This window comes from Pleionea sp. CnH1-48, from assembly GCF_024124665.1.
Taxonomy (GTDB): domain Bacteria; phylum Pseudomonadota; class Gammaproteobacteria; order Enterobacterales; family Kangiellaceae; genus JAMXSB01.
Genome location: NZ_JAMXSB010000015.1, coordinates 41894 through 59008, shown reverse-complemented (window position 1 = coordinate 59008; position 17115 = coordinate 41894). Strand labels below are relative to the sequence as shown.

Here is a 17115-nt window from a genome sequence, read left to right as displayed (position 1 = left end):
CGCTTCGGCTCAATCACCAAGCTTCATTCTCTCTTGTCGAAAAAGCCCAAATCTATCAAGGTTTTTTCGACAAGAGTAAATTCTACTGGTTTTGTTAAGAAAGAATCAAAACCCACTTCAATACAATCTTCACGTACTTTATCCGTTACCTCAGCCGTCAATGCAATCAGTGGCGTTTTCTTAAAGAGATCAAGCTGCCTGATTTTTTTTGCCACTTCAAGACCACTAATATCAGGCAGGCCCAAATCAGAAAAGATAATATCCGGCTGATTTTTTCCTAACCAAACTAAAGCTTCCGAACCATTTTTAGCATTATATACCGACACAGATGGAAATTTATTTAACCAAGATTCCAGGATCAAATAGTTCAATCGGTTATCTTCAATATACAGAATGCTTTTATTTCGAATATCCAACTGTTTGTGTTCAATGAGACTGTGCTCAACTTTATCTGACTCTATCAGCATATCGCTGGTTGGTGTCAATACATTCAGTTGAATATAAAAGGTAGTGCCTTGTCCAGTTTTTGACTCAAACCATATATCACCATTCATTCTCTGAATTAAGTTATACGCGAGTGCTAAACCAACGCCACTTCCTTGAATATCGCTGTTTTCTTGTCCTAAACGTTGAAATGGCTGAAAAACTTGCTGATGGTGCTCCTCGGAGATTCCCATACCATTATCTTTAATAGCAACGATCAAATGTTCGCCATCCATTAAGCTAGTTATTTCGACAGTGCCATTCTTAGAGTTGTATTTAATCCCATTGCTCACAATATTAATCAGAATTTGCTTAATCCGTAGTTCATCAACTTCTACAAAGTATCCTTCGGTTAAATTAATATCCTTCGATAAGGATATAGAATGCTCTTGTGCCATCTGTTGCAGCATATCAAACACATGCTCAATAACTAGATTAAGCTCAACAGGTTTAAAGTTAACCGCATATTCACCTACGTCGAACTTTGTCAACTCTAACAAATCATCAACCAAAGCCAATAAATGCTTGCCAGCGAACTCTATATCAAACAACTTCTTTGACAACTGTTGATCCATTTTTTCCATAAGAATCAGCTGAACATTACCTAAGATTGAGTTTAACGGCGTTCGAAACTCATGGCTCACTCGAGATAAAAATTCACTCTTAGCCACGGTCTCTTTTTCTGCATTCAGTTTTTGTTCCAACAGCATCTGCTCGTGATGATGAGCTTCTCTCAACTCTTCTTTTGCCTGCCTGAACTGCTCATACAATAATTCAATTTCTATAAATAAAGAGGAGTCTTTATTTAAAGAACGATGATGATGGGTCAAGCTAATATCTTTAAATTGCTGAATAAGTCCTTTAATAGGGCGAATGGAAAGTCTCGACAGTGCAAATGCCAGACCAACAACAGGGAAAAAAGCAATGATAATGACCAAAGAAACAGAAACGAAAGTTTCTCTTATTCGGCTCCAGAACAAATTGGTATTATGCAAGGAGTAGACTTTCCAGCCATTGTCTAAATTACGCACATCGAATGAGTAAGACAGATTGGAGCGATTAATTAAGGCCGTTGCTCCAAACAATTCATCACTTTGAATTTCGACCGTAACCGGGGTTAGATACTCTAACTTTAAATCCTTTGAACTAAATATTACTCGGTTGTTTTTTCCAATAACGAGCAAGCTCACATTGCGTTTCGACGCATACTCATTCCGAAAGAGGTCAAATGCATAGAGATTTAATGAACCTTCGACAATACCATTGAACTGCTTTTCACCGTCATAGAAGGGTGCACTAATGGCAACAATAGGATCGGTGCCAAAACCCTTGCCTCGGAAAGCGTCGGATAAAAACGGCTGATGCTTATCTCTGGCATGAGTAAAATATTCGCGGTCAGCAACGGATAGGCCATTTTTAGCCAACTCAGATGGACTAGACAATATGAGCTCACCATCTCTATCAGCCATCAGCATGGTGATAAACCCACCATAGTGCTGATGTAGATTCAAAAGATGGAGTTGTTGTTGCTGAGTTGAGAACTCAGAGTTAGAAAGGATCATGGCGAAATTCTCTATCGCCTTACGATATTCATTTAAAAAACTTTCTATTTTCTCGGAGCTTTGCTCTGTTTCATAGACCAGAAGGGTACGAATATCTTTTAACTGTGAGCTTTGTATTTGAGATTGCGTAATCAAAGAGACAATCATCAAAGGTACAAACAATAACAAGGTTAAGGCTTCAGAGTAAAAGGTGGTGAGAGAGCGTTGTGCTCCTTTTCGAATACGTTCAACGGAGTACTTTTGAATTGCCGGAAACCATAAAATTAGGTCGGCAATCAAGATATAAATAAAACCATTAACAGGTTGCTTCAAAAGGATACTAAAAAAGGCCGAGCTATCGGTGGGCTCTATATAAGTCAAAATAAACCAGACCAGCGGAATACCAAGAATCAACCAATAAAGTGCATCGACCAAAATAGGCTGCCAGCCTTTGCGGCACCCCCAATAGAAAAACAGACACTCCAACGTATAAATGATCGGATTATACAAGCTCTCGTATAACCAACAAAAATGTCCCATGGTAATAATCAAAGTAACGAGTCCATAACGAAGCCCCAAGGCTCGTACAGAGATCATTAACACAATAGGGGAAGAAATCAGTTCAATTGGCGGAAGTATGGGTACAGAAAGGTAGTTTAATCCTATTCCTATAATGCCCAATAAAGATGCATAGAAAAAACTTGTGAATGCTCGTTGGCTCAAAACTCGTTGCTCGACTTTCATGGTTACACAAAAAATAGCACAAATATCAATAACTTGTGCCAATTATTCTCGAGCTTGTTAATAATATGCCTTCCATTTCATCTCAAAGGAAGAATATTATTAGTGAGAGAGAGTCACTACTCAAGATTGAAAAGCTTTTGAGATAACCTTAATCTAAAACAATCCTTTCTACCAGTAACCGATATTTTCGTAAATCACCCTTACGAAACAAGACAAGCACAGGTTCTACATCATGACCCATCCCGTTGATAAGCTGCTCAAGAAACACACAGGCCTTATTCAGTCCGATATGAAAAAAGTCACCTCTCATGTACAAAGAGAAGACGGAGAATGGTTTATTAACACTCTAATGATTGACGGTTATGAACCACCCTTTAAATACAAGCGGAAAAAAAAGTACAAAAACCTCGAAGGGCAACGAGTCAACCTTACCTACTATCCAGATAAAGAGACTGTCGCTGGTTTTGAGATCGAAATTATGAATGTCGTTCGTATCAAAATTGCCTAATATTTATGGTTAACAACACAACTCTAAGTGATCAAGCAATATGCCTTCGTATTTTTTGAAGAATAAGAGTAGTTCATGAGCGAATCCGAGAACACAGTTCACCATATTATTTTAGTTGAAGACGACCCTAAATTGGGTCAGTTACTTGAACAATACTTTTCATCCCAGGGCTTCACGGTCACTCTGGAAGCCAATGGCGCCCTTGCAGCCAGCCTTATTCAGCAACAACAACCAGCTCTTGTTATTCTTGATCTCATGCTTCCAGGCAAAGATGGACTAACTATCTGCCGCGAAATTCGTTCGCAGTTTACAGGGAAAATCCTATTTTTGACCGCAAGTGACGATGATATAGATCAAGTAGCAGCACTTGAAATAGGCGCCGACGACTTTGTTGTCAAACCTATCCAGCCCCGAGTACTACTTGCCAGAGTAAGAATGTTACTGCGCAGAACCTCTTCAAACACTCCCGATGGCAAACAACGTCCTTTAAAGGAACTGTCTTTTAATGCCCTCCGCCTGGATATATTGCTCAAGCATTGCTATCTCAATGAGCAGCGTATTGATCTAACCCCCGGCGAGTTTGATCTGCTGTTATTATTGGCTGAGCACGCAGAGCAAGTATTGTCGCGAGAAGAACTGGTCAAAAAAACAAGAGGGATAGACTACGACGGACAGGACCGTACTATCGACAACAAAATCGCTAGCCTGCGCAAGAAGCTAGGCGACAATCCTTCTCTTCCACAAAAGATCATCACGGTAAGAGGCAAAGGCTACCTGTTTGTGCCCGACAATTGGTAACTTACTTATCGGTACATCTTCATACAGACCCTAGCGAAGTATATCGATATACTCTTGACTAAGGCGAAAATTAAGTCCTCCAGGATTTACTGATGAAAAAGCTATTTATTACACTCTACCTGGGTATCGTTGGCACCTTATTCTTGTTTTTGATACTCGCCAACATTTTGACTCAAATACTTTACTTTGATGATGAAGCAGAAATAGAAAGAAATCAGTTTAAAGTGCAAAGTCAACTGCTTCAAACGCTCGCCGCTGTTGACAAGCAAGGCATCAATAGTCAATTCAAACCGCTTGAATCACTTAATCACTATCGTTACCAACGCCTGGAAAAAGAAAGACTGTCTTGGTCATCCGCTCGATGGAATTATCTAAAGGAGAAGCAGGCTATCTTTGATTTGGATGACGATAACATTATCTATCTCTATCTCTCAGAATCAGAACTCATTAAAGCGACCAGATTGGAAGAAAATCAATTTTGGCAGCAAGTAGATGCCATTGACGGAATTATTCTCCAAATGCTTTATTTGTCGATAGCAATCAGTACTGCTCTTTGGTTGCTGTTTTTGCACAGGAAGTTGGCTCGACTCAATGAAACCGCCAAACGAATAGCGGATGGTGACCTTGGCGCTCGTGCACCAACTCAGTCGCGGCTACAAGTTGGCGATCTTAATACGACATTTAATTCAATGGCCGAAAAAGTTCAGCAACTACTACAACGAAACAAACAGTTAACCAGTGCCATAGCTCACGAGATACGCTCCCCTGTTTTTCGAATTGAATGTCAATTAGAAATGCTAGCCTCCAACAAACTAGATGAAAGTCAGATGGCGACACTAGGCAGCATTCATGATGACCTGGATGAAGTATCCCAGTTGATTGATGAACTGCTTAACTATGCCCGTATGGAGCGCTCAGAAGTAGTTGTAAAGAAAGAAATGCTGAATATAGAGGAGCATCTAAGCTGGGTACTAGAGAGCCTTCAGCGAGAGTCTCAAATTAAGTTTGAAATTAATTATAACACCACCGACCTATTAGTACTTTTTGATTCCAAACTCATGGAGCGAGCCATCAATAACTTGATAAGAAATGCAATAAAGTTTGCTTCAGAGCACATAGATGTTTACGTGACAAAAAGTGAGAGTGATATTCTATTGACTGTTGATGATGATGGCCCAGGAATACCGCTCGATAAAAGAGAAGACGTGGTTCAACCTTTTCATCGTCTTGATCCGTCACGAACCAAACAGACCGGAGGTTTTGGTTTAGGTCTTGCCATTGTGAGTGAGATCATATCACTCCATAATGGATCGCTAACTATTGGGAAGTCAAAATATGGCGGTGCTAGCCTCCAGTTATGTTGGCCTCAAAAGAAAGAAGAGGCTTGATAACCTCTTCTTTCACCACTCAAGCAATACGAAAATTAGGACTCAGATTTTTAATGTAGTCCATCTGATCGCCTAATATTCTCTTATTTGATAAGACCAACATTTCAAAACGATTAGGACGAAAAGGCACTGCCAGCAATTTCATTTTGGCCTGCTCAGGTGTTCGACATCCTTTTTTGTTGTTACACGCAAAACATGCGGATACCACATTCTCCCAAATATCTTTGCCTCCCTGACCTTTTGGAATAACGTGATCTCGAGTCAGTATTTTGGAGTTATAAATATTGCCGCAATATAAACACATGCTTTGATCTCGCTGAAACAAAGCATCATTAGTCAGTGCGACAGCAAATGACTGATACTTGGAGATACGGCCTTCGGTTGCAACAATGGGATGCAAAGCAATGACTGACTGCTCCTGTGTCATGCGACAAATTCCACCATGCAGATGAGTAAAACTATCTCCTAACGTCCACAGCACCTGATTTTTGACGTAAAGCGATGCGGCTTGCTCATAGTTAATCCATTTAATCGGTGTACCCGCTTTATTTAATCTCAAAATTTTAGCTGACATAGCTTGCTCCAAAAAAGATTTGCTTTTTTAAAAGCAAATCATCCCTAAAATAACAAAAACATCAGAAGTTCATGTTTTGTCATTAAAAAAGTCAGTCGCAACAATCCTATCGATTGATTTTCAAATAAAATTTTATTAATTAAGTATAGTCGACCTAGCTTAAAACTTTATGACAAATCAAAGAAAGTGGTTAAAACACCGTTGAAACTGCAATAAAATAGAAGTGGAGAGAGTGGGATTCGAACCCACGTACTCGTAGCAATACTGATTAGCACAGATGTTAAAAACCACACATGCTTCCCCCCAAAATTAGTTCCGTTAGACTGAACTCGAAATCAAAGATATCTATGCACTTCTCCGAGGCCAATTTAATGTCAAATGTAAGGTCTCCATCCTTGGAGATTTTGATCACACTCCTTACTCCATAACCGTTGTTCACCGCATGCTTTTAAAACCAGAGCAAGTACCCAATGCCATAAATTGAAAAGTTAAATGCACTAATCCAATAACGTGTATTCGTTCGCTCAGAAGATCATTTCGATGCTTAAAAATATGAGTCAGTGGCTTTTCACTTAATACGCCACTAAAAAGTTATCTTCTCTTGGAGTTACAGCCATCCTGCTGTCACAAATATCCTTGTCTCTCAATTGGCAAAATTTTGCACTCAGTTGCTTTTGAAGTCAAGCTAAACCTCATAAAAATACAATCTAACTCATTGATTTTTATATTTAATTAAACATAAACATACCTCGTAAAAAATCTACGATAATCCTGGATATCACTTAGTCAATAAACTCAAAAAAACACTTACTTAATGTCAAAATATCTCGTTAATTGTTTTCCTTAACCAACACATATAATCCTTTATGCTTTGGTTTAATACATTTCTGATAATCTTTGCTTATTCTCTAACGCGAAATGAAAAATGATACTTCCTTAAATATTTGAGCGGCATTTTAACTGAAGCCAGCGACAAATCAAGTCCATCTTAGATATTCAACTTTAAAACCTCCCCTGCAAACTGGATGAAGTGTGATATTCTCTAGCAATACCGCCGAATAAAAAGTCTGAGAATAAACATGAAAAAATGGACTCGAAGAGGATTGATCGCAACCAGCTTAACTCTTGGAGGAGGTCTGCTAGTTGGTGTCGCAGTAAGACCTGGAAACAGAAATAGTCAGCTATCTCCTTTGGTTAACAAAGAAAATGAAACACTGGTTAATACCTGGGTGAAAATCGACTCGAATAATCATGTTACCGCTATCATACCGCACGCCGAAATGGGTCAGGGCGTGCACACCAGCTTGGCTCAAATGTTAGCGGATGAGCTCGATGCGGATTGGTCACAAATGAAAATGATGGAAGCCCCCGCCCATTCAGGATATGCCAACTATGCTTTGGCTCGAGGATTCCTTGCTGGTGATTTGAGCGTACCAGACATTTTGGTACCAACAATCAATGGGCTTTTTCTGCAAGCGACACAGCTGTTAGATATCCAAGTCACTGGCGGCAGCTCTTCAGTAAGGACAACGGGCCACTTGGGAATGCGCGTGGCAGGCGCGGCAGCAAGAGAGCTACTCATAAGAGCCGCAGCTCAAACATGGCAAGTAGAAGAATCCAGTATCAAAACAGAAAAAGGCATTTTGTATCACCCTGCTTCCAATCGAAAGGCGCCCTACTCTGAGTTCGCCAGTGTCGCAGCCAAGCTGACACCTCCGGATCAACCAACACTAAAATCCCATCAGCAATTTAAACTGATGGGCAAGAGTCTGCCTCGCTTTGATACACCTGGGAAAGTCAATGGACAGGCAACCTTTGCCCTGGACATACAATTGGATGGAACCTTGTATGCAGCCATTCGACAGGCCCCGGTATTTGGTGCAACAGTAAAAAGTTATTCGCCCTCTTCTATAGAGTCAACGAAAGGCGTCGTTAAAACCGTCAATTTAGAAAACGCAATTGCTGTCATAGCAACCAGTTACTGGTTGGCTCAAAAGAGTGTAAACCAGCTTTCTATTGAGTGGGAAGAACCGAAAGAAAACCAGCTATCACAATCCGATATTTATCAACAATTTAAAACCGCGATAACAGATGCTCAACAACACAATGGCGGAGATATAGATTTACAGGCAGGCGAACCCGATAAATACTTCGCAACACAATCCGAGAGTATTCAAGCTGACTATCAGGTCCCTTATCTGGCTCATGCTGCCATGGAGCCACTTAACGCTGTAGCAAACTGCTCGTCGACACACTGCGAGCTTTGGGTTGGAAGCCAGAATCCCTTAGGTGTCAGAGCAGAAGTCGCCGATAAACTAGATATGCCCGCCGATGATGTCATTGTTCATAACCAATTGCTCGGAGGCAGTTTTGGTCGCCGCTTGATGAGTGACTTTGCCGTTCAGGCTGCTCAACTTTCTCATGCGGTTCAAAAACCCGTTAAGCTTATCTGGTCAAGAGAAGAAGATACGCAACATGATTTCTATCGGCCAGCGGTGGTCAGTCGTTTTCGTGCAGCAATGGGCGACGATGGTTTGCCTTATGCTTGGGAAAACTACTACGTTGATAAGCATGACCCCAAGTTTGCGCCTTTTATTCCTTACCCAATACAACATCAAAAGGTGGTTAGCGTAGAAAGCCCAACCCATGTTCCCTTTGGTTCCTGGCGCAGCGTTGCCCATTCTCAGCATGCATTTTTTACCGAATCTTTTTTCGACGAGTTAGCGCACAAAGGAAATAAAGATCCGTATCAATTGCGTCACGATATGCTTCAAGACTCACCAAGAATGCAAAAAGTTTTGGACTTGGCCGCCTCAAAAGCCCAATGGGGGAAACAGCTAAACGAAAACTCTGCTCAAGGGATCGCAATTCACAAATCATTTCACTCTATCGTTGCACTGGTTGCTCAAGTATCCATGGTTAACAATCGGCTAAAAATAGAAAAAGTGACTTGTGCTGTTGATGTCGGTTTTGCTATCAATCCTGATGGACTGAAAGCTCAAATGGAGTCAGGTATCATCTTTGGACTTACCGCAGCTCTCTTTGGCAATATCACTATCGAAAAAGGCGCGGTCAAACAGAGTAACTTTCATGACTATCCAATGCTAAGAATGAACCAATGCCCAGAAATTAACGTTCATATTTTGAATAGTGGAGAGCCAACAGGAGGTGCAGGAGAACCCTCAACACCTGTCATAGCGCCAGCGGTTACCAATGCTATTTTTTCTCTCACAGGAACAAGGATCAGAGAACTGCCTATTAACAAACACTTCTCTGTATAAATCAACTCAGGCGGCTGTTCTCATGCCGCCAGTCACCTTAGTCATTACTCTGGCGGAGCATACTTAGCAAACACTTCTGCTCCAGTCATATTTTCGGTCTGATTAACAAATGCATAATGCTCAGGTTTCTCATCAATAAAAATTTGATGGTCAAAATCAAAATTTGTTTTTTGATCAAATATTCCTGCAGACATGATCAACTGCCCTGTTGGCTTCAACCGATAAAACAAATGACTGCCGCATTGCTTACAAAACCCTCGTTCAGCCCAGTCTGAAGAAGAATAAACACCGATCATCTCTTCGCCGTCAAACTCTACGTCTGTACCACAGTCTAAAGTCAAAAACGGCCCACCGCCCCAATTACGGCACATGCTACAATGACAAGCTCCCATAGCATCACTCGCTTGAGAAGCCGATACTTTAACAGCGCCACACAAGCAGCTGCCTTTATTTTCATGCGTATTAGCCATTACACTCTCCGAAACTATCTATTTCGCCCACACAAAACTACTTAAACAAGTAGCGCTTTGAGTATGACATAATTTATCGGATAAGCAACTAAAACCAGCGGTTTAACGCACACTCAAACTATCCAGCTGCAGTTCATTAAAGATGGCGCTCGGATAGTAGACTGAAAAACCAGAGGCTCTAAGTGCAGAAACTATCATTCGGGCATCCATTACCTGACCGAGTTCAAAGATCCTTTCGGGCTCAACCCATCGATACCGACAACACTCTGTGATTTTTAGTTGCACAGGTTGATCGCTATTAACCAGGGTACATAAAAAATAATAATTACCATGCATCAAAGTTTGAAGTCGAATTCCCTCTAGTTCTAATCCCACTTCTTCTCTTACTTCTCTTGCACAACCATCCTCGGGTCGTTCGTTAATATGAATAGAACCGCCCGGTAAACACCATTGCAAGGAACGAGACTTGCTTGCACTACGTTGAACAAATAATACTTTCCCATCGTTTTCTATAATTGCCCATGCTGCCATAATAATAGTCCTTTATAACCGTTGAGATAGAAGGGTCAACACGCTCACTGTGAATAACATCTTCTTGCTCTCAATATAATAGAACTTTAAAAACTATGCCAAGATTTTAGCATTGAATTTTTTACCTATTTATTAATCCTATAGGCATTACGTCTCAAAAGTTTTACAAAGCCTATTAGCCATACAAAAACTCAAATTAGAGATACTTTAAGTATAAAATGTGAAACCTTTTGTTAAATCGATACAAAAATTAAGTATTAGTAATACGGTTGCAAACTACATGAGCCACAGATAATGCTACCCTAGCGAGCCTGCCCAATTAATGACAGAGAGAACTATGTTAGGAAAATGTCTTTGTGAAGCCGTTCAGTTTGAAATTATTCAGCCACTCCCCGCGATGTATCAATGCCATTGCAGCTTGTGCCGTCGAGTAACAAGCTCTGCCTGCAACTCTTCTTTAATCATTCCTATCGAGCAACTGCGCTGGATATCGGGCGAAAATAATATTCAGTCTTTTATCAAAAACAGTGGTTACCGAGTTGATTTTTGCAAGACTTGTGGCAGTCCAACGGCAAACGAAATGAGAGACCAAAAACATGCCTGGATACCTGTTGGTGCCTTAGAGAACTCAGATGAATTAGAAATGGGCGCTCATTTATTTATGGATTCCAAAGCTCAGTGGGATCAAGTTGGAGACTCTGGTAAAAAATATTCTGACATGCCAGAAATTAAAGAGCTTATCCATCAACTCTATGCAACTCAATAAACTCCGTGTTAATCAATAAATTCAAGGAACTAAGCTAGACAAACCAAAACTTTATTATTGCAAGCCCCAAAAAATCACTTCCAGGTAATAAGCTATACAAAGGAGCTAATGTTTAAGAGTAGTCATTGCAAAGAAAAGATAACTTTTCTACACTACTGCGCCTAAAATTTATACTATTGCTATATTCAAGCCCAAGGAGGGCTGTTACATTATGTCGATTTCGGAAGAAAAATTAGAAGCGCTGATACATCAGGCGGAAGAAGATTTAAATAACAACCAAGACAAATACAAACGCAAGCTCTTTTTTTATTCACTATTAGGCTATAGCGTTATTTTTGGTTTAATCATTTCTCTTATTGGTCTGGTTTCGGGTACGGTGGCTCTGGCCTTTTATAGTTCATTCTTTTTGATTCTTTTACTTAAGAAAAAATTGATCATTCCTCTGCTTATTATGATTTGGGTTCTATTTAAATCAATATGGATAAAATGGCCCAAGCCCGAAGGATACAAGGTTACGAAAAAAGAGTGTCCTACGCTTTTTAAAGAACTTAAGGCCATGCAGAAATCCTTAAAAACTCCAAAGATTCATCAAGTCATCTTAACGGCTGACTTTAATGCCGCGATTTCTCAGACACCCCGCTTTGGTGCTTTAGGGCTCTATCACAACACCTTGTTTCTTGGTATTGAATTACTACTCACATTGTCGCAAGAACAAGCTAAGGCAGTGATTGCACATGAACTAGGGCATCTGTCAGGTAATCATAGTAAATTTAACGGGTGGATTTATCGAGTCCGAGAGTCTTGGGAGCGTATTATGTATGCTCTGGACCAACAAGGTGGTTGGGTTACAGCTCCATTAAGAGCATTTTTCGACTGGTATGCACCTCGGTTCTCAGCTTATTCGTTTGCACTGGCTCGGCTTAATGAATATGAAGCCGACAAAGTATCCGCAGAGATCACTTCCAACCAGGATGCAAGCCTTGCACTTGTGAACACTTATGCCACGGCACCTTATTTAGAAGAACACTACTGGCAGGAATTCTTTAAAGAAGCCGATGATTTTCCTGAACCTACAACGTCGCCATTTTTGGGGCTTTATGAATTTGTCCAAAAAAATCAACAAGGACAAAAGGAAGTTCTAGAAAGAATCAAACAGGCACTAAAAGTAGAAACCACTTACCATAACACTCACCCAGCGCTTAAAGATCGACTGCGAGCTCTGGGTGATCTATCTGTAGTTCCGAAGCCATTAGATAAAAGCGCTGCACATTGCCTGCTCGATGCACACCTTGATGTGCTCATTAATGATTTTGACAACTTATGGAAGCAACATAACCTTCCACTATGGCAAGAACACTACAAAGAAACTCAAGAAGAAAAACGTCGCTTCTCAGAACTCAAAGCAAAAGCAGAAGCATCATTGACTCAGGACGAGCAATGGGAGCTGGCTTACTTCACCGATAAGTTTGCTTCGCCAGATGAAGCATTTGTCCTCTTTGATCGCTATAACCAGAACTTCCCCAGTGACCTCAAAGGCGACTTTATAGTAGGACGGATGAAACTCGAACGAAAGGATGACTCAGGTTTAGCCAAACTTGAAAAAGCCTGTGAGTCTGATGACTTTGTTAGAAGTGCTTGCGAAATAGCTTACACCTTCCTGATAGAGCTAGAACGCACTGACGAAGCCAACGAATGGTTAGCAAAACTTCGACGTCAGGACGAAATTGATCTACTCGCCGAAAAAGAAAGACGAGAGCTACTACCAACGGATCAAATTGTGGCCTTAAATCTTGATAAACAACTGGTCACACATATTGCCAATCAACTGTTGACGGTAGATAAAGTAAAAGAGATTTATCTGGCACAGAAAGTAGTGAAACACTACCCCAGTAACCCGGTTATCGTGTTTGCCATCAAAACAACCGGAATGTTTACTGACGATGATGACGTGCTCAATGCCATATTAGACTCATTAGATACTCCAATTCCAGTGTTTGGTATCTCGAAAAAAGAGCACAGTCAGCTATTCAAGTCTGTTAGCGAAGTGGGAACCCAAATTCTCTAAGTAATCAGCAGGAGTGTGATCCAGCACTCCTAAAACATTATTTGTTATTTTTTGTCCGCATTTTTGATTGCTTCCTGTATTAGTCAGTAAGGCTTATCACTTAATGGTGCTATGCCCTTACCGGATATTCAATTAACAGGAGAATCAGGATGAATAACCTATATCAGAAAACACTTAAGAAAATCTGCAATGTCACTTTTTTATTGATGGTGTCGGCTGGATTAAATGCTATTTATGCCGACGATGCTTATCAAAAAAACAAAAGCAGACATTACAATCTGGACTTAGAGTTAACGGACCAACCTAACAAGGGCTACGCGTTTATCAAGCAGATTCTTGATAGAGACCGTGAGGTGCCCTTTGTTACCGTGAGTCTCCGCAACACACCGACTTGGGAGCTTCCCGAAAACTGGACCTGGGAAGTCGTTAATCCCAGTGATAATCAACTAAAACACGATTTAACCTTTAAATGGTATGATCAGGCTGCTTGCCCTGGTGACTTAACCCACTTATCGGTGAATGGTCCTGGTGGCTATAAAGTGCAAAACCCGTTAAAAAATCCTATCGCAGGATACTTTAACTATCAAAGCTTTGATCACCAGAATATTAAAAATATTTGTGTCGACTGGGCAACGACAAACAACTGTGATCCAACCGATCCAGGCTGCCAGTTGTACGAAGAGTTTAACTTGGTAGGCGGTGTATTTCCGGTAGCGAATGATCTACTCAACCTTAGAGCACAATGCGCTAACGGAACAATGATCGATAATCTCTATGCGCCAGTGATGACACTTCGTTGTGATAGAAGTGGGTTGTATTAATATTTAGATATCTTCCTTTAGTGGACGAAAGAGAGAAGTGCTAAAGCATCATGCGCTTCTCTCTTCCTATATTGCAGATGCTAAAAATACAGTTCGCACCAAATCGGAATACATTTCATCAAGTTCTCAGCCTCTTCCTTAGATACCGTTATTGAAGCCCCAGTTGGTTGGTAATCATCAAGCCTATCCCATATTGAGCGGCTATAAATTTTTTTAACTCTCATATTCTCGATGGCATTAGCCCTAATAACACACCTGACATATTTACCTGTTTTGCAATGTTGGCCGACAGCAATAATGCTTTCGCACATGCCAAAATAGGCACCAATAATATGAACTTTAGCACCACCTCTGAATTGATTCGTACCATTTCTTATCTCTTTACCGCCGGGTCCATAAGGAATATCTCTTCTTATGTTAGCAACAACAGCCCAAAGCTCTGTACTTGCTTCTCTCTCCATTACTTCTAATCCTTTTAAATATTTAGTTTTGATTTTATTCGCCAACAAAACCATCTGAAGACAAAAGTTTCTTAGCGCACAGCGGGTATGACGAACTGTGAAACTCATTCTCCTCCTTTCCATAAAACACGCTAAAGATTGGCTCGTTAAAATGATTATCCTTTCTATTTACATAAACTTCGCCTAACTTAATATTGCCTTTAAAAACCGACACAAAGACACATGTCTGCTCACCAATATCTAACACCACACAAAATCCAAGGCTTCGCTTGAGCACTTCCTTCGCCAAAGCTTTCAATTCGGATATTTCCCATACTCCATCACTTTCAGGGCAAAAATAATCTGGGCATCGCCACGATTCTGGTTTTGATAACTCCATCTTCTTTATCACTTGTTACTTTTCTAAAGTTGCTAATAAGCAAACACTTCAGATACAAAAAACCCGCAAACTGAGCAAACAATTTACGGGCTTTTAGTGCAATGACTAATTGAAGATTCTCGTCTTAGAACGGAATATCATCGTCAAATGCATCATTAAAGCCACCATCGCCTGCAGGTTGCTGTGCTGGCGCCTGCTGAGGAGCAGCCTGTTGTGGTGCCGCTTGCGGAGCAGCCTGCTGAGGAGCAGCTTGTTGTTGATAACCACCGCCTTGCTGCTGATAGCCACCTTGTTGCTGTGGAGGACGTTGCTGATAGCCACCGCCTTGTCCCATACCTGCTTCACCACCGGTACGGCCACCTAGCATCTGCATAACACCGCCAATATCAATAACGACTTCGGTGCTGTAACGATCCTGGCCTTGTTGATCTTGCCATTTACGGGTCTGAAGTTTTCCTTCCAGATAAACCTGAGAGCCCTTGCGCAAATACTCACCAGCAATCTCGGCTAACTTGCCAAAAATAACCACACGGTGCCACTCGGTTTTTTCTCTTGGCTCACCTGTGTTTCTATCTTTCCAACTTTCAGACGTTGCAATGCTCAAATTAGCAATTGCGCTACCGCTTGGGGTATAGCGAATCTCAGGATCATTACCTAGATTGCCTACCAAAATGACTTTGTTAATGCCTCTACTGGCCATGAACTTTTTTCTCCTTTACGATTTTCATCGTAATTCACACGACGCGTGCTTAAATGAACAACTTTCGGTTTGCACCGATATTAACATGCCCTCATAACGGACATAATATATTCTTTATGCTGGCAGTCTAACAGATAAGCGCTCAGGACACGATAGGCTAGGTGCGTTGGCCTAGCTTTTCCCCTGGTTACTCTTGAGAGCCTGAAGTGCCGCCTCATCAAACTGGCTCTTGTCCACCTTTAAATACACAGCCCCAGCCTCAGGTAACGCAATAGCTTCTGCCACACCTTCTATTGCATGAATGTCTTTTAACAGCTCGGCATAGTTGTCTTCGACCATACTATGAACCGTCATAGTGTAACTTGTCAGGCGTGGAGGAGATTTAAGACCTAACCCCGCAACGGCCCACAATAGAGCCAACACTGCGCTCGCCCAATACACTGCTTCACCGCCATGAGTTTGCACTAACCAACCAGCAATGGGTCCACCTAGTGCAGCACCTAAAAACTGACTGGTGGAATATATTCCCAATGCTGCGCCTTTTTCTGACACCGGAGCAATACGAGAAATCAGTGAAGGAAACAAGGCTTCCATCACATTAAAGCCAGTAAAGAACAATCCTAGAAGCAGGACCAGTCCCCACATGGGCCCCACGTAGGCAACAAAACCCGCCTCTAGCAGAGCGATTGAAACAATGATCCCCACCATCACAGCTTTATGCAGCCACTTTTTTTCAGCCAAGATGATAAAGGGCACCATCAGCACACCAGCAATTAGCATTACAACTAAATAGAGCCATCCACTATCAGCGAGGTTCATATTCCAATCAGCCAGTTTTAATGGAAAGCTGACAAAGAAAGCTGTCATTAAAAAATGTAGAGTAAAAATGCCACAATTCAGCCGCCACAGTTGAGGATGACGAATCAGTTTTCGGATCTGGCCTTTACCCGCAATTGCATCTCTTTGCAGCATCTGATGTTTGGGTGTAGGAGTCCACCATTGAATAATTAAGATACCGCAAACCGCTAGAACCGCTGTCACCCCAAAGATTCCTGACAGCCCCTGCCATTGCGCCAACCAGGGTCCAACAAACATGGCAACGGTAAATGCCAAACCAATGCTCATACCGATAGACGCCATCACTTTGCTGCGTTGTTCGTCACGAGATAAATCAGCCGCTAATGCCATCACCGCACTGGCGATTGCACCAGCACCTTGCAATAAACGTCCGAATATTACGCCATAAATAGATTCAGAAAATGCGGCAACCACGCTGCCTAGAGCAAATAAGATTAAGCCAATCAGAATAATGGGTTTACGTCCCCACCGGTCTGATAAACGGCCAAAGGGAATTTGAAAAATGGCTTGTGTCAGACCGTAAGCACCGATGGCTAAACCAATCAGTAAGGGTGTCGCCCCATCCAGTTGCTGGCCTAAAACAGCAAATACTGGCAGCACCATAAACAACCCTAACATGCGGGTAGCAAAAATCAGACTTAAGGATATAGCCGTCTGCTTTTCAATCGAGTTCATTTAACTGGATTCCTGATGGCGGTGCGTATTAAGATACGCAGTTCATCTTAATAATTCGGTCCGAAGACATCG

General features: G+C 41.4%; 15 protein-coding genes. 7 read left to right on the top strand and 8 right to left on the bottom strand.

All coding sequences use genetic code 11. The annotated features are described in order from the left end of the window. Window positions 1–23 precede the first annotated feature (23 nt). Complete coding sequence (locus NH399_RS20815) at window positions 24–2810, bottom strand: ATP-binding protein (protein ID WP_253043128.1); 2787 nt, start codon at window positions 2808–2810, stop codon at window positions 24–26. Between the two features lie 190 nt (window positions 2811–3000). Here NH399_RS20815 and NH399_RS20810 point away from each other — a divergent pair, with 190 nt between their 5' ends. From NH399_RS20810 to NH399_RS20800, 3 genes are all read left to right on the top strand, one after another. Beyond that, window positions 3001–3276 carry a hypothetical protein gene (locus tag NH399_RS20810; protein ID WP_253043127.1) on the top strand — a complete coding sequence of 92 codons (276 nt, stop codon included), beginning with the start codon at window positions 3001–3003 and terminating at the stop codon, window positions 3274–3276. Between the two features lie 75 nt (window positions 3277–3351). Next, window positions 3352–4074 (top strand): response regulator, encoded by a 723-nt coding sequence (locus NH399_RS20805; RefSeq protein WP_253043126.1) that lies wholly within the window; start codon window positions 3352–3354, stop codon window positions 4072–4074. Between the two features lie 92 nt (window positions 4075–4166). Then, complete coding sequence (locus NH399_RS20800; protein ID WP_253043125.1) at window positions 4167–5462, top strand: ATP-binding protein; 1296 nt, start codon at window positions 4167–4169, stop codon at window positions 5460–5462. A gap of 19 nt (window positions 5463–5481) precedes the next feature. Here the strand turns inward: NH399_RS20800 and NH399_RS20795 are convergent, their stop codons facing one another. Beyond that, window positions 5482–6036 (bottom strand): HNH endonuclease, encoded by a 555-nt coding sequence (locus tag NH399_RS20795; RefSeq protein ID WP_253043124.1) that lies wholly within the window; start codon window positions 6034–6036, stop codon window positions 5482–5484. Window positions 6037–7115: 1079 nt separating this feature from the next. Here NH399_RS20795 and NH399_RS20790 point away from each other — a divergent pair. Next, window positions 7116–9317: a molybdopterin cofactor-binding domain-containing protein gene (locus tag NH399_RS20790; protein WP_253043123.1), complete on the top strand. Its 2202-nt coding sequence runs from the start codon at window positions 7116–7118 to the stop codon at window positions 9315–9317. A 44-nt stretch (window positions 9318–9361) separates the two neighbouring features. Here the strand turns inward: NH399_RS20790 and NH399_RS20785 are convergent, their stop codons facing one another. Together NH399_RS20785 and NH399_RS20780 are read right to left on the bottom strand one after the other, a co-directional pair. Next, window positions 9362–9787, bottom strand: coding sequence for a GFA family protein (locus NH399_RS20785; RefSeq protein WP_253043122.1), 426 nt, complete (start codon window positions 9785–9787; stop codon window positions 9362–9364). Window positions 9788–9889: 102 nt separating this feature from the next. Continuing rightward, window positions 9890–10318: an NUDIX hydrolase gene (locus NH399_RS20780; RefSeq protein WP_253043121.1), complete on the bottom strand. Its 429-nt coding sequence runs from the start codon at window positions 10316–10318 to the stop codon at window positions 9890–9892. A gap of 337 nt (window positions 10319–10655) precedes the next feature. On the opposite strand from NH399_RS20780, the gene NH399_RS20775 reads away from it, so the two are divergent. The 3 genes from NH399_RS20775 (at window position 10656) to NH399_RS20765 (ending at window position 13970) form a co-directional block, all read left to right on the top strand. Further along, window positions 10656–11084: a GFA family protein gene (locus tag NH399_RS20775; protein WP_253043120.1), complete on the top strand. Its 429-nt coding sequence runs from the start codon at window positions 10656–10658 to the stop codon at window positions 11082–11084. Between the two features lie 211 nt (window positions 11085–11295). Continuing rightward, entirely contained in the window at window positions 11296–13149 is a 1854-nt protein-coding gene (locus tag NH399_RS20770) for a M48 family metallopeptidase (RefSeq protein WP_253043119.1), read from the top strand. Between the two features lie 149 nt (window positions 13150–13298). Next, a complete protein-coding gene (locus NH399_RS20765; RefSeq protein WP_253043118.1) occupies window positions 13299–13970 on the top strand; it encodes a hypothetical protein in 672 nt (223 codons plus the stop codon). Between the two features lie 80 nt (window positions 13971–14050). Here NH399_RS20765 and NH399_RS20760 read toward each other — a convergent pair whose 3' ends face one another. The 4 genes from NH399_RS20760 to NH399_RS20745 form a co-directional block, all read right to left on the bottom strand. Next, entirely contained in the window at window positions 14051–14476 is a 426-nt protein-coding gene (locus tag NH399_RS20760; protein ID WP_253043117.1) for a hypothetical protein, read from the bottom strand. Then, window positions 14466–14810, bottom strand: a complete 345-nt coding sequence (locus NH399_RS20755) for a hypothetical protein (RefSeq protein ID WP_253043116.1) — start codon at window positions 14808–14810, stop codon at window positions 14466–14468. Before NH399_RS20755 ends, NH399_RS20760 begins: the two co-directional genes overlap by 11 nt. Window positions 14811–14934: 124 nt before the next feature. Continuing rightward, window positions 14935–15510, bottom strand: coding sequence for a single-stranded DNA-binding protein (gene ssb, locus NH399_RS20750; RefSeq protein ID WP_253043115.1), 576 nt, complete (start codon window positions 15508–15510; stop codon window positions 14935–14937). Between the two features lie 171 nt (window positions 15511–15681). Beyond that, complete coding sequence (locus NH399_RS20745; RefSeq protein ID WP_253043114.1) at window positions 15682–17043, bottom strand: MFS transporter; 1362 nt, start codon at window positions 17041–17043, stop codon at window positions 15682–15684. Between the last annotated feature and the right edge of the window lie 72 nt (window positions 17044–17115).

What these genes read in the sequence shown, in the direction of transcription:
- NH399_RS20755 (WP_253043116.1), bottom strand. Translation starts at nt 14,810, where the DNA reads ATGGAGTTATCAAAACCAGAATCGTGGCGATGCCCAGATTATTTTTGC.
- NH399_RS20785 (WP_253043122.1), bottom strand. Translation starts at nt 9,787, where the DNA reads ATGGCTAATACGCATGAAAATAAAGGCAGCTGCTTGTGTGGCGCTGTT.
- NH399_RS20780 (WP_253043121.1), bottom strand. Translation starts at nt 10,318, where the DNA reads ATGGCAGCATGGGCAATTATAGAAAACGATGGGAAAGTATTATTTGTT.
- NH399_RS20795 (WP_253043124.1), bottom strand. Translation starts at nt 6,036, where the DNA reads ATGTCAGCTAAAATTTTGAGATTAAATAAAGCGGGTACACCGATTAAA.
- NH399_RS20765 (WP_253043118.1), top strand. Translation starts at nt 13,299, where the DNA reads ATGAATAACCTATATCAGAAAACACTTAAGAAAATCTGCAATGTCACT.
- NH399_RS20790 (WP_253043123.1), top strand. Translation starts at nt 7,116, where the DNA reads ATGAAAAAATGGACTCGAAGAGGATTGATCGCAACCAGCTTAACTCTT.
- NH399_RS20800 (WP_253043125.1), top strand. Translation starts at nt 4,167, where the DNA reads ATGAAAAAGCTATTTATTACACTCTACCTGGGTATCGTTGGCACCTTA.
- NH399_RS20745 (WP_253043114.1), bottom strand. Translation starts at nt 17,043, where the DNA reads ATGAACTCGATTGAAAAGCAGACGGCTATATCCTTAAGTCTGATTTTT.
- NH399_RS20810 (WP_253043127.1), top strand. Translation starts at nt 3,001, where the DNA reads ATGACCCATCCCGTTGATAAGCTGCTCAAGAAACACACAGGCCTTATT.
- NH399_RS20770 (WP_253043119.1), top strand. Translation starts at nt 11,296, where the DNA reads ATGTCGATTTCGGAAGAAAAATTAGAAGCGCTGATACATCAGGCGGAA.
- ssb (WP_253043115.1), bottom strand. Translation starts at nt 15,510, where the DNA reads ATGGCCAGTAGAGGCATTAACAAAGTCATTTTGGTAGGCAATCTAGGT.
- NH399_RS20805 (WP_253043126.1), top strand. Translation starts at nt 3,352, where the DNA reads ATGAGCGAATCCGAGAACACAGTTCACCATATTATTTTAGTTGAAGAC.
- NH399_RS20775 (WP_253043120.1), top strand. Translation starts at nt 10,656, where the DNA reads ATGTTAGGAAAATGTCTTTGTGAAGCCGTTCAGTTTGAAATTATTCAG.